The organism is Anabaenopsis tanganyikae CS-531 (genome assembly GCF_029891675.1).
Lineage (GTDB): Bacteria > Cyanobacteriota > Cyanobacteriia > Cyanobacteriales > Nostocaceae > Anabaenopsis > Anabaenopsis arnoldii.
Genome location: NZ_JANQDF010000101.1, coordinates 1 through 11,481, shown reverse-complemented (window position 1 = coordinate 11,481; position 11,481 = coordinate 1). Strand labels below are relative to the sequence as shown.

Genomic DNA, 11,481 nt, shown 5'->3' with positions numbered 1-11,481 from the left:
GAACAGGGAACAGGGAACAGGGAACAGGGAACATGGAACAGGGAACAGGGAACAGGGAACAGGGAACAGGGAACAGGGAACAGGGAACAGGAAACAGGAAACAGGGAACAGGAAACAGGAAAGTTGGGAATTAAGATTAATGTAGAGACATTCCCGAGAACGTCTCTACTAGTATGCCAGATTGCTGCCGGCGACAATTAGAAACCCGTTAACTTAATGCCTCGGCACCACCGACAACTTCTAAAAGCTCTTGGGTAATAGCCGCTTGTCTAGCTTTGTTGTAGGACAAGGAAAGAGTTTTAATCAACTCCCCGGCGTTGTCACTAGCATTATTCATCGCCGTCATCCGGGCGGCTAACTCACTAGCTGCGGACTCTTGCAGAGCGCGCAATAGCTGATTACTCAGATACAAGGGTAATAAAGAATCCAGAATTTGTACAGGGTCTTGCTCAAAAATCATATCCCGTGGTAGGGGACGAACTTGGCTAGTTACCCTTTGCCGTTCTACCTCAAACTGACCCCCACGGGTAGTGAGGCGGAAAATTTCATCATCTGGCGCTTCCAAACCTTGAGGGTCTAAAGGTAACAAAGTTTGAACCACAGGACGGGAGCTAACCAAAGAGACAAACCTGGTATAGATTAATTCTATCCTGTCAACACTTTCGGAAAGAAATAAAGAAAGCAGTTGGTCACCAATTTCTGTAGCTTCTGCTGCTGTAGGAATTTGTTCCAAGCCCGTGTAAGTCCCATCAATAGGTTGTGAGCGCCGTTGGAAATACTGAATGGCTTTACGTCCTACCAAGACATACTTGTAACTTACACCTGACCCTTGCAGTTCCTTAGCACGGTTTTCTGCCCGACGGATAATATTAGTATTGTAACCGCCACATAAACCGCGATCGCCGGCAATTACTAATAGTCCTACGGTTTTAACTTCCCGTTTTTTGAGTAGGGGTAGGTCTACGTCTTCAAACCGGAGACGGGTTTGCAAACCATACAACACCTGTGCAAGGCGGTCAGCGAAGGGACGGGTGGCGGTGACTTGTTCTTGGGCGCGACGGACTCTAGCAGCTGCTACGAGTCGCATGGCTTCTGTGATTTTTTTAGTGTTTTTGACCGACTGAATGCGATCGCGTATTGCTTTGAGATTGGGCATGTTGGTTGACGGTTGACGGTTGACGGTTGACGGGTAACTATTGACTTTTTACACAGTAAAAAGGTCAATAGTGAACCCATTACGCTGTTGCTTGGAAGGTCTTCTTATATTCAAGCAGCGCAGCTTTGAGGGCGGTTTCTTCCTCGTCACCTAGTGCCTTTTTGGTGCTGACTGCTTCAGTATACTCAGGTTTACCTGTCTTCAGGTATTCTCTGAGTCCCTTGGTAAAGCTAGTTACTTTCTCTGTGGGGATATCATCTAGATAACCATTAATACCAGCATATAGAATTGCTACCTGTTCGTATACAGACAGAGGAGCATTTTGGGGCTGTTTGAGTAGTTCCCGTAATCTTGCACCCCGTGCTAGTTGGTCTTGGGTGGCTTTGTCTAAGTCAGAAGCAAACTGAGCGAAGGCTTGGAGGTCGTCAAACTGGGCTAATTCCAATTTAACCTTACCGGCAACCTTTTTCATGGCTTTGGTTTGGGCGGCGGAACCAACGCGGGATACAGAGATACCGGGGTTAACTGCGGGACGAATCCCGGCGTTGAATAAATCTGAAGACAAGAATATCTGACCATCTGTAATAGAAATTACATTGGTGGGGATATATGCAGAAACGTCACCAGCTTGAGTTTCAATAATGGGGAGAGCAGTCATACTACCCTTACCTAACTCGTCGCTGAGTTTAGCTGCGCGTTCTAATAGGCGGGAGTGGATGTAGAATACATCACCAGGGTATGCTTCCCGTCCGGGTGGACGACGGAGCAGGAGGGACATTTGGCGATAGGCTTGGGCTTGCTTAGATAGGTCATCATAGACTACTAAGGTGGCTTTACCTTTGTACATGAAGTACTCGGCTATGGTGGCTCCTGTGTAGGGGGCGAGGTATTGCAGGGTAGCGGGGTCGCTGGCGTTGGCGGCGACGACTACGGTGTAGTCCATTGCGCCTTTTTCTTGCAGGGTTTGGACGACGTTAGCTACAGTGGAGGCTTTTTGACCGATGGCTACATAGACACAAATTACATCTTCTGATTTTTGGTTGATGATGGTGTCGATGGCGATCGCCGTTTTACCTGTTTGACGGTCACCAATGATTAATTCCCGTTGACCCCGACCCACAGGAATCATAGAGTCAATAGCGGTGATACCGGTTTGCATGGGTTCATGTACAGACCGACGGGCGATGATACCGGGGGCTGGGGATTCAATTAACCGAGTTTCGGTGGTGTTAATATCTCCCTTCCCGTCGATGGGAAGACCCAAAGCGTTGACTACGCGGCCAATCATGGCTTCACCTACGGGAACCTGAGCAATTCTCCCGGTGGCGGTCACAGAGCTACCCTCTTGGATATTCAGCCCTTGACCCATAAGCACAGCGCCCACGTTGTCTTCTTCTAAGTTTTGGGCGATACCTACGGTACCATCTTCAAATTCCAGGAGTTCCCCAGCCATGGCTTTTTCTAGTCCATAGATGCGGGCGATACCGTCACCTACTTGAAGAACTGTACCAACATTAGCAACCTTAACCTCTTGGTCGTATTGCTCGATTTGCTGCTGAATAATGCTGCTGATTTCGTCCGGTCTAATTGAAATACTCATAAGTCTATATTGTTTTGTTTGGTGGTTGGTTGACGATTGACTGTTGACTGTGTTTTGCGGTTAACGGTGAACTGTCAACGGTGAACGATGCGTGACTAATTACCAGTTAAGCGCAAAGAAAGACGGCGCAACTGACCGCGGAGGCTAGCATCAATTACTTGGGAACCGACTTTAATGATTACACCACCAATTAAGTCGCTATCTATTTTGGTTTGTAGCTCCACTTGGCGGGCGTTGGTGATGCTGAGAACTTTTTCTACTACTGCTTGCTGTTGAGCTTCACTCAGGGGAACTGCTGAGATTACTTCTGCTAGCGCTGTTTGATTTAGTTGTCGCAGTAAAACCAAGTACTGGTTTAATACTGCTTCCAGAAAGGCTATGCGGCGTTTGTCTACTAGTAACAACAGGAAGTTACGTAGGTAGGGGTTACCACTTTCGCCAAGTATTTGTCTAATCAGAACTTTTTTGTTTTCGCCTTTAATAAAGGGGTTAGCAATGAAGTTCTGTAGGTCCTGATTTTCCTGGAATAGGGCTAATAAGCTGCGTGCATCTGCGCCAATCTCTTCTGTGAAGTTTTTTGATTGGGCTAGGGATAGAAGAGCTTGGGAATAAGGGCTGGCTATTTCGTCTGTAGCTATTTTACTGGTCATGCTTCGCCTCCTAGTTGGGCAATGCTGCGGTCAATCAAGATTGTCTGCGTCTCTTGAGCTATACCGCTTTTAAGTTCTGATTCAACTTTTTGCAGTGCTTGAGCAACTACCCGTTGCTGTAACTGGGCGATCGCTTTGTTCAGGTCTGCGTTGAGGTCTGCTGCTCCTGCTGCTTGTAGGCGTTCAATATCTATAGCCGCTTGAGCTAATATCGCCTCTCCCGCCGCTTGGGCGGTGGCTTGAGCGGCTTGTTTGATTCTTTGCGCTTCTGCTTGGGCTGCTTCTAGGTTCTGCTGTGCTTGTTTGAGTTGCTGCGCTGCTTGAGCGGCGCGTTGCTCGGCGTTTTTAATTGCTGTTTCGATGTTGTCGCGACGAGTTTTTAGGGTTGTACCTAGTACTTTGCGTCCGAAAACTAACAGCACTGTAATAATAATGGCAAGGTTAATTAGGTTTGTGTCAAATATATTAGTATTTAGACTAAAACCACTATGTTCACTTGCCTCTGTTAGGTCAGTTCCGACGGCGATCGCTTCCGCCATCAACGGTAAAAAAGTCCCCATGATTTTTCATCCACAACGGCGCTGCCAAGGTTTAAGATTACTGACATCCTTAATTAGACACCTTCAGCCTTCCGGTTTCTAAGGGCGGGGGTGTCTTTTATGTCAGTTAATGATTCCAAGTTGATTTTTCCTTAGCTGCGACTAACTAGGTCTGCTCCTAGGAGCTTTTCTAGTATTTGGCGGCTGAGGGTGTCTACTTGTTGCTCTAATGAAGCGAAGGCTTCTTGTTTTTGCTGCTCAATTTGACTGGCTGCTTGTTCTTTCTCTACTTGGGCTTGTCGTTGCACTGCCGCTATTTTCTCGGCTGCAATTTTTTGTGCCTCTGTTTGAGCATCCGCAATAATTTTCTGTGCTTCTTTTCTAGCACCCGCTAGAGCTTGTTCATATTGCTCTGCTAGTTTCTCGGTTTTAGATAAGCGTTCCTGTGCTTCTAGTTGATTGTTGCGGATGTAGTCATTCCGGCCATCAATGGCGTTACCCAGGGGCTTGTAGAGTGTTGCGTTTAGGAGTAGGGCTAGAATTAGAAATTGAATTGCCATTAAGGGAAGGGTGGCGTCTAGGTCAAACAGTCCCCCTTCTTTGGCCAGTTCTTCTACTGCTAATAATGAGATCCAGTGTGTCATGGTTGCTATTTTCTCTCTAATATATTAGTCCTGAGTCCTGAGTTGTTCAGCTGTGAGTTAAAGGTGTTTAACTTGGCTTTGACTCAGTACTCAGCACTCAGTACTTAAGATTTAGTACTGATTATGAGAAGGGGTTAGCAAACAATAGTACTAGAGCTACTACTAGTCCGTAGATGGTTAGAGCTTCCATGAATGCCAAGCTCAGTAGTAATGTGCCGCGGATTTTGCCTTCTGCTTCTGGCTGACGGGCTATACCTTCTACCGCTTGTCCAGCAGCGTTACCTTGACCAATACCAGGTCCGATTGCAGCTAAACCAACAGCGAGAGCAGCAGCTAGGACGGAAGCGGCAGCAACTAATGAATCCATGATATTTTTTTCCTTACTTTATGGGTTTGAATGGGTCTAGATGTTGTCGTCTGTTAGTTATTACAAGCAACAAACTGACAGATTGATGTTTGAGGGTTTTTAATGTCCCTCGTGTTCTTCGCCGTGGTGGTCTTCCATAGCTTCGCCGATGTAGGCGGCCGCTAGGGTGGCGAAGATGAGCGCTTGAATGGCGCTAGTGAATAGCCCCAAAGCCATTACTGGTAAGGGTACAAATAGGGGTACTAGTAGTACCAACACACCAACCACCAGTTCATCAGCCAAAATGTTACCGAATAACCGGAAGCTGAGGGACAGGGGTTTGGTGAAATCTTCGATAATTTTGAATGGCAACATGAACGATACTGGTTGTACGTAGTTGCCAAAGTACCCCAAGCCTTTTTTGCTGAATCCTGCATAAAAATATGCTAGGGATGTGAGCAGTGCTAAGGCGACTGTGGTGTTGATGTCGCTGGTGGGTGCTGTTAGTTCACCTTCTGGTAAGTGAATCAATTTGAATGGAACTAAGGCTCCTGACCAATTTGAGACGAAGATGAATAAGAACAAGGTGCCAACAAAGGGTACCCAGGGGCGATATTCTTTTTCACCTATTTGGTTTTTCGCTAGGTCTCGAATAAATTCGAGGGCGTATTCCATGAGGTTTTGGATACCGCTGGGGATTCTTTTGATGTTACTGCTTGCTGCGAGGGAGGCTAGCACCAGGACGCCAATCACAAACCATGAGGTGAGAAAAACCTGACCGTGCAGCTTGAGGTTGCCTATTTGCCAGTATAGATGTTTTCCTACTTCCAGTTCCGCGAGGGGGAAGGTGTAGGGGTTCAGAAAATTGAGCATTTTCTTTGCATATCAATGGGTTCTCCTGTCTTTGTTGGATAGGAGTAGCTTGTTTTTGCGGTGGGGATGTCCCTGACGCGGTTTGGTTTTTTGTGACTCTGGCTAGTCGGAGACAAAAGCCGTTTTGATGACGTAGATGATGAGTGTGGCTTTGTAGGTGAGAAACCCCAAGAAGATGGGGAGTATTTGGAGTTGGTTTAACCGCGATGCTAGCAAGATTAGGATGACTAGTAGTGCTAGCCGGGTTTTACTCAGGGACTGTTTTTCTCGACCTAAACGCTCAACATCTCTGGACAACATTTTCAAGTAAAGCACACCTGCGCACGCCCCTAACAAATAATTCAGGGCAATGTTAAGAGAATAGCCAATCCACACAGAGACAAAAATTATCCCCGTTAAGGCAAGTGTGATGAGCAACAGTTCCTGATAGAGTCGATAAAACTCTGCCATGGAAGAGTTGGCTGGTTCTGTGTCCTCAAAACCAGATTTCCCATCTTGTTGTGTTGTCGCAGTGGGGTCAATTGAATCTTCAGACAAGCTCACGAGACTTGAAACCAGTACAGCTAACTTGTAATGACTGCACATTCAGTCAGCTGAATCATATCACGATCAGGTAACAATACTTTAGAAAAAAACAATTAACTTCTTGTCATGATCAGACTGGGGGTAGAAGTCCCGCTATGTCTTGTTGATGTTTATTGCTTTTTTTTCACATTCATGGTACTGTAACAGGACTAAAATTACTGCTTTAATTAAAGTGGTGTTAATATAATTACCTGTTGTTCCAGGAGTGTCCTGATTTGTTTTAAGGTGATTTCCACTGTGGCTAAAATTTCCCCCACGGTTAAGTTACCATCACAGTTTTGCAGAAATTCTAACTCTGGGTCTGACAGGTTTATTACTTGATAGTTGTAATTAAATATACATTTACTTGGGAATCCATCAAGACAAGGGTTAAGTTCGGGAGTGGCTTGTAAGATTGAGTTATCCTCTGACCAGTCGGATTTGACTAGGGGGGGACGACTGAGGAAAAATTCATAATGGGTAACTTCTGGGTCTAGTAATTCTATCAGGCGGTATTTTTGGCGATCGCTCAAACTTTGTACCCGTTGGATAATATCTGGAGCTTTGGCTAAGAGTCTATCTAACTGCCAAAATCCTGGATTAGAAAAACCGGTAAACTCTAAACCAGAAGCATCAATTAATTCAAATAGTGTATCAATGTTGTAATCAATCTCCTGGGGATGAAGGTACATATCCGCAAAACATTCATCCTTGTGGTTCTCTAATGACCAGAGTTGTTTTTCCCGCTTGACAATTCGGTTATTTTCTGGTAAAGCGGCGAATATTTGTCGCCCCACTTGTACCCCATCACGGTAATCGCCTTTTTTCTCACCTTGAACCAGGGCGATCGCCTTTTGCATGAGTTGAATTTCCCAACGTCCCAACTCCCCATAGACAAAAATGTGCATCAGTCCACCGGGGGCGAGTTTTGTGGCTAAAGCTTGGAGACCGCGAACGGGGTCAGGTAAATGATGCAACACCCCCACACAGTTAATCAAATCAAACTCACCGGGTAACTGTGCCACATCATACAAGCTCAAGTGATGAAACTCCACCCGGTCAGCGCCGGAACTTTGACAGCGTTTTTTAGCCACTTCCAAAGTACCAGCACTTAAATCAATACCCACCACCTGAGCTTGGGGGTTGAGGTGTACTAAATATTCTGTCCCCACACCGGAACCACAACCCGCATCTAAAATGCGGATATTTTGCTTTACTGGTTTACGTCCCGTGCAGAAATTGTAAGCAGCTGACCAATTCCAGCGCCAATTATACCCAGGGGGTGGTTCATCTAATATGGGTTCTGGGGGGAAGGGATAAGTATCGTAGAGTTTAGCAACAGCAGTACTAACAGTTTGGGAGTCGGACATAATCAGGAAAAACGCAGCATTTTTGAGTTTAGCTGATTGGGAGAATTATTCATCATCAGGTAAACCAATTCCTTGAGTTTGTATCAGTTGGTACAACCTAGCCAGTCGTGACTCAGCGGAATCAGCCCGTTGTTTTTCCTGTTCTGCGGGTGTAGGTATCCAATTATTATCCCGATCATACCAACGTAACCACAATCTGGTTAACCCCTGGTATTCTCCCTCCCACAATCCTAAACCCAGTTCTGGTTCTTCTAACCATAGCCCTCCCCCATTCATAGCTAGAGGTTGATAGCGGTTCATCATTAACCCAAAACATTGCAACTCGTTAGTATAACGGTTGAAGACAAAATAATAGGGGACTCTCAAAATTTGCTCATACACTGACCATTTATTAGGTGGTTGGTTGACCTGTGATCTGGGTCCTAAATCTTCTGCTTCCGTACCTGGTGATATGAGTTCAACTACCACAAAAGGATTAGTTCCCTCCTGCCAAGTCACATAACTTAACCGTAGGTCTGTTTGGTGATGAAACCGCGATACCCCCAAAACAGCAAACCAGTCTGGGCGTTTATACCATTGGCTATGTAGGGGGTGGTAGTATAAGTTTAAATCGCTGGCTGTAAAAATATTATCTTCTGGATAACTAGGGGGGCGAAAGGTGCTGCGCAGTAATTCAGATTGTAAAAGGTGAAACTCGTCTGGCAAACCCGGCTCCTCCTGATTTTCGCTTGGTAAATCATACATAGTTGGTAATGTTTCTTGCGGAGGTAAGGGCGAGTCTGTTTGATGCATCTTCATTTACTCTCCTGTGCTGCTGACGGAATTACTGAACTTGAATGATCAGGGTTAAATCATGGCTAGGCGATCGCCTGACCGAGGGAAGTGTAAATAATCTATTGGGAGAATATTTACAGGATGTTTTAAAAGTTATCATTATCATGAATAGTGTATCAAATATTGACCCCACCCTAACCCTCTGCTTGTAAGGGGAGGGGATTTGATTTTATTGTTTTGTGTGTGTTCGGTGTGTTCCCTGTTCCCTGTTCCCTATGAAAAACTTATCAAACAACCTCTTACAGAGTTTACACAGTTCTGGTAAAAAAATTTAAGTTAACTCCTACACTAAAAGCTAAAATTGTCATACAATCTTAATTAAGTATTAAGTATTGGAAGACACTACACTAGGAGTATCTCAATGGCTTTAGGAATGCCTGAATTTGCTGATAACCCAGAAAATCGCTGCCCTGTGGTACTATTACTTGATGTATCTGGCTCCATGTCAGGCAGACCCATTGAAGAGTTAAATAGAGGTCTTGCTACCTTTCAAGCTGATGTGCTCAAAGATGGACAAGCATCAATGAGTGTAGATGTGGCTATTGTCACCTTTGGACCGGTGCGGCTGACACAGGACTTTGTGAGTATCACCGGTTTTACACCCCCGCAGTTAAGAGCAGAGGGTTTAACCCCCATGGGTGAGGCCATTGAATATGGTTTGGATTTGTTGGAACAACGCAAGCAAGCATATAAAAGCCATGGTGTTTCCTACTATCGCCCTTGGGTATTTTTAATTACAGACGGAGCGCCCACAGATGATTGGACCTATGCAGCACACAGGTTAAAGGATGCTGAGGTTAATCGTAAATTATCCTTTTTTGCCGTTGGTGTAGAAGGTGCTGATTTTGAGACCTTGAAACAAATTACCCCAGAGCGTCCCCCGTTGAAACTGAATGGTTTAGATTTTGGTTCCTTGTTTGTGTGGCTTTCTGCTTCCATGAAACGAATTTCCCAGAGCAAAGTGGGTGAAACTGTGGCATTACCCGCCGCGGGATGGGGTCAAATTCAAAGTTAAATAACAGTTAAATACAGCAGATTTCATCTGAGTAAGGTACAGTTGGGCAAGATGCCCACCCCACAATATTTTTACACTTAATATCTGTATTTTATCTAGGTAGAAACTGCTGTAACAGTTGAATGAAAGTTAAATAACAGTTAAATATTTGAGGGTTAATTGTGGGTTGGAAAGCAATTTCTCGGTCTGAGGTGGGAACTAGTCACAGACAAGAAAACATACCTTGTCAAGATTATGGGGATTATCGCCTCTTTGGGGATGTCATTGTAGGTGTGGTAGCTGATGGGGCGGGGAGTGCTAAATATTCTCATGTGGGTTCTGAATTAGCGGTAAATACCGTAATTGATTGGTTTGCGAGAAATTTTCACAAGTCTGAGCAGAAAAAATTATCCCCCCCATCGCCGGAAGAAAAAAGCAAACAAATGTTTACCAAAATTGTGCAGGAAGTAATTGCACAATTAGGAAGAACAGCAGAGCAAAATAACTGTGATATCAAAGATTTAGCTTGTACACTTTTGATTTTTATCGCCACTCCTAAACGGTTGGTAGCTATGCAAATTGGGGATGGGTTAATGGTGGTGCGTCCTCAAAATTCCCCAGATTATCAACTGTTGTTTAACCCCCATAAAGGTGAATTTGTCAATGAAACCACTTTTGTTACCTGTAGTCATGCACTAGAGGAAATGCAAGTCAAGGTAATACCATCCCCAGAGTTTATTGCAGCTGCTACAGATGGACTGGAAAATGTGGCAATTACCTTGAAAGATTGCCAACCTTTTCCACGATTTTTTCAACCATTGGAAACATACTTACAAACCACCACCGACCCAAATCAGGAAGATGAGTATTTAGTTAACTTTCTCCAATCGGAAGCCCTAAATAGGCGCACTAGTGATGATAAAACTGTGCTGTTGTCTATTTGGCAATCATCGGAGGTGGTTTTACCCCCCTTAATCCCCCCTTCTCAGGACAACAAAATCCAGTCTTCTCGTCGGGGTTGTTTACCTCAGATTTTTACCCTTCTTAATCCCCTTGTAAGGGGAGGGTTAGGGTGGGGTAAAACAAAATACCCACAAAATTAACAGTAAATTACGAGTTTTTATGACCCTTTTGACTTGTGTTAGTACCGGTAAATCAATTAATCTCCTGACTGAACTGGCTAATAGTGGTGAGGCTAAGGTTTGGCGCACTGATCACAGTGGTTATTTAGCTAAAATTTATCACCAGTCCACACCGGAACGAATGCAAAAGTTGGCGGTGATGATCGACTATCCACCCCCTGATCCAAATCGCCACATCAGTCATATTTCTTTCGCTTGGCCTCGGTCAGTCCTCAAAAATGCTCAGGGTAATTTGGTGGGCTTTTTAATGGAGGAAATTCGGGGAGGGGAAGAAATTTATGATGTTTACAACCCCACACGTCGCAACAAAGTATGTAAACTACCGGCTGACTGGCGGTTTTTCCACTACACAGCCCTGAATATTGTGTCAATTATAGGGGCATTACACGATAAAGGGTATGTGTTAGGTGATATTAAGCCGCAAAATATTTTAGTCAATGATCGGGCTTTACCTTCAATTATTGATACAGATTCTTTTCAGGTGCGTCATCCTCAAACTGGTAAAGTTTACCGTTGTTTGGTGGGAACCCCTGAGTACACACCACCGGAGTTAATTGGTCAGGACTTTGCAACCATTGAGCAAACGGAAATCCATGACCGATTTCGCTTGGGGATGATTGTATATCATTTATTATTCAGTGGTCAGAGTCCATATGCGGGGAGGTGGAAAGGTGCAGGGGAACCGCCAGAACCTGGTGATTATATCCGTCAGGGTATATGGCTATATTCTCACCATCAGTTACTGGAACCTGTAGATAGAACCATACCC

At 44.8% G+C, this 11,481-nt stretch carries 15 protein-coding genes; 5 read left to right on the top strand and 10 right to left on the bottom strand.

Features of this window, described 5'->3' with window-relative positions:
• Positions 1–201 (top strand): hypothetical protein (locus NWP22_RS10435; protein WP_280801848.1); only part of this gene is annotated, 201 nt, incomplete at its 5' end.
• 7 nt (positions 202–208) lie between these two features.
• Here the strand turns inward: NWP22_RS10435 and NWP22_RS10430 are convergent.
• The 10 genes from NWP22_RS10430 to NWP22_RS10385 form a co-directional block, all read right to left on the bottom strand.
• The gene (locus NWP22_RS10430; protein WP_271732574.1) at positions 209–1,156 is read right to left on the bottom strand and encodes a F0F1 ATP synthase subunit gamma; all 948 of its coding nucleotides are present in this window, start codon (positions 1,154–1,156) and stop codon (positions 209–211) included.
• 79 nt (positions 1,157–1,235) lie between these two features.
• Positions 1,236–2,756 carry a F0F1 ATP synthase subunit alpha gene (gene atpA / locus NWP22_RS10425; RefSeq protein WP_271732573.1) on the bottom strand — a complete coding sequence of 507 codons (1,521 nt, stop codon included), beginning with the start codon at positions 2,754–2,756 and terminating at the stop codon, positions 1,236–1,238.
• 95 nt (positions 2,757–2,851) lie between these two features.
• On the bottom strand, positions 2,852–3,406 hold the full coding sequence (gene atpH / locus NWP22_RS10420; protein WP_271732571.1) for an ATP synthase F1 subunit delta: 555 nt from the start codon (positions 3,404–3,406) through the stop codon (positions 2,852–2,854).
• Positions 3,403–3,966: a F0F1 ATP synthase subunit B gene (locus NWP22_RS10415; protein WP_280801847.1), complete on the bottom strand. Its 564-nt coding sequence runs from the start codon at positions 3,964–3,966 to the stop codon at positions 3,403–3,405. The genes atpH and NWP22_RS10415 overlap by 4 nt, the downstream gene beginning before the upstream one ends.
• A gap of 131 nt (positions 3,967–4,097) precedes the next feature.
• Positions 4,098–4,589: a F0F1 ATP synthase subunit B' gene (locus NWP22_RS10410; protein WP_271732567.1), complete on the bottom strand. Its 492-nt coding sequence runs from the start codon at positions 4,587–4,589 to the stop codon at positions 4,098–4,100.
• A 121-nt stretch (positions 4,590–4,710) separates the two neighbouring features.
• On the bottom strand, positions 4,711–4,956 hold the full coding sequence (atpE, locus tag NWP22_RS10405; RefSeq protein ID WP_271732565.1) for an ATP synthase F0 subunit C: 246 nt from the start codon (positions 4,954–4,956) through the stop codon (positions 4,711–4,713).
• A 99-nt stretch (positions 4,957–5,055) separates the two neighbouring features.
• Positions 5,056–5,808, bottom strand: coding sequence for a F0F1 ATP synthase subunit A (atpB, locus tag NWP22_RS10400; protein ID WP_271732563.1), 753 nt, complete (start codon positions 5,806–5,808; stop codon positions 5,056–5,058).
• A 102-nt stretch (positions 5,809–5,910) separates the two neighbouring features.
• A complete protein-coding gene (locus tag NWP22_RS10395; RefSeq protein WP_271732561.1) occupies positions 5,911–6,351 on the bottom strand; it encodes an ATP synthase subunit I in 441 nt (146 codons plus the stop codon).
• A 209-nt stretch (positions 6,352–6,560) separates the two neighbouring features.
• The gene (locus NWP22_RS10390; protein WP_280801846.1) at positions 6,561–7,742 is read right to left on the bottom strand and encodes a class I SAM-dependent methyltransferase; all 1,182 of its coding nucleotides are present in this window, start codon (positions 7,740–7,742) and stop codon (positions 6,561–6,563) included.
• 45 nt (positions 7,743–7,787) lie between these two features.
• Positions 7,788–8,534, bottom strand: a complete 747-nt coding sequence (locus NWP22_RS10385; RefSeq protein ID WP_280801845.1) for a Uma2 family endonuclease — start codon at positions 8,532–8,534, stop codon at positions 7,788–7,790.
• A 44-nt stretch (positions 8,535–8,578) separates the two neighbouring features.
• Here NWP22_RS10385 and NWP22_RS10380 point away from each other — a divergent pair, with 44 nt between their 5' ends.
• The 4 genes from NWP22_RS10380 to NWP22_RS10365 form a co-directional block, all read left to right on the top strand.
• Positions 8,579–8,728 (top strand): hypothetical protein, encoded by a 150-nt coding sequence (locus NWP22_RS10380; RefSeq protein ID WP_271732557.1) that lies wholly within the window; start codon positions 8,579–8,581, stop codon positions 8,726–8,728.
• 209 nt (positions 8,729–8,937) lie between these two features.
• On the top strand, positions 8,938–9,591 hold the full coding sequence (locus NWP22_RS10375; protein ID WP_280801844.1) for a vWA domain-containing protein: 654 nt from the start codon (positions 8,938–8,940) through the stop codon (positions 9,589–9,591).
• Positions 9,592–9,752: 161 nt separating this feature from the next.
• Positions 9,753–10,673, top strand: a complete 921-nt coding sequence (locus NWP22_RS10370) for a PP2C family serine/threonine-protein phosphatase (RefSeq protein WP_342393872.1) — start codon at positions 9,753–9,755, stop codon at positions 10,671–10,673.
• A 19-nt stretch (positions 10,674–10,692) separates the two neighbouring features.
• Positions 10,693–11,481: helix-hairpin-helix domain-containing protein (locus tag NWP22_RS10365; protein ID WP_425332612.1), on the top strand; the 789-nt coding region annotated here is incomplete at its 3' end.

Excerpts from the sequence above, each read along its gene's own strand:
- NWP22_RS10430 (WP_271732574.1), bottom strand. The coding sequence starts at position 1,156 with ATGCCCAATCTCAAAGCAATACGCGATCGCATTCAGTCGGTCAAAAAC.
- atpA (WP_271732573.1), bottom strand. The coding sequence starts at position 2,756 with ATGAGTATTTCAATTAGACCGGACGAAATCAGCAGCATTATTCAGCAG.
- atpH (WP_271732571.1), bottom strand. The coding sequence starts at position 3,406 with ATGACCAGTAAAATAGCTACAGACGAAATAGCCAGCCCTTATTCCCAA.
- NWP22_RS10415 (WP_280801847.1), bottom strand. The coding sequence starts at position 3,966 with ATGGGGACTTTTTTACCGTTGATGGCGGAAGCGATCGCCGTCGGAACT.
- NWP22_RS10410 (WP_271732567.1), bottom strand. The coding sequence starts at position 4,589 with ATGACACACTGGATCTCATTATTAGCAGTAGAAGAACTGGCCAAAGAA.
- atpE (WP_271732565.1), bottom strand. The coding sequence starts at position 4,956 with ATGGATTCATTAGTTGCTGCCGCTTCCGTCCTAGCTGCTGCTCTCGCT.
- atpB (WP_271732563.1), bottom strand. The coding sequence starts at position 5,808 with ATGCTCAATTTTCTGAACCCCTACACCTTCCCCCTCGCGGAACTGGAA.
- NWP22_RS10390 (WP_280801846.1), bottom strand. The coding sequence starts at position 7,742 with ATGTCCGACTCCCAAACTGTTAGTACTGCTGTTGCTAAACTCTACGAT.
- NWP22_RS10385 (WP_280801845.1), bottom strand. The coding sequence starts at position 8,534 with ATGCATCAAACAGACTCGCCCTTACCTCCGCAAGAAACATTACCAACT.
- NWP22_RS10380 (WP_271732557.1), top strand. The coding sequence starts at position 8,579 with ATGATCAGGGTTAAATCATGGCTAGGCGATCGCCTGACCGAGGGAAGT.
- NWP22_RS10375 (WP_280801844.1), top strand. The coding sequence starts at position 8,938 with ATGGCTTTAGGAATGCCTGAATTTGCTGATAACCCAGAAAATCGCTGC.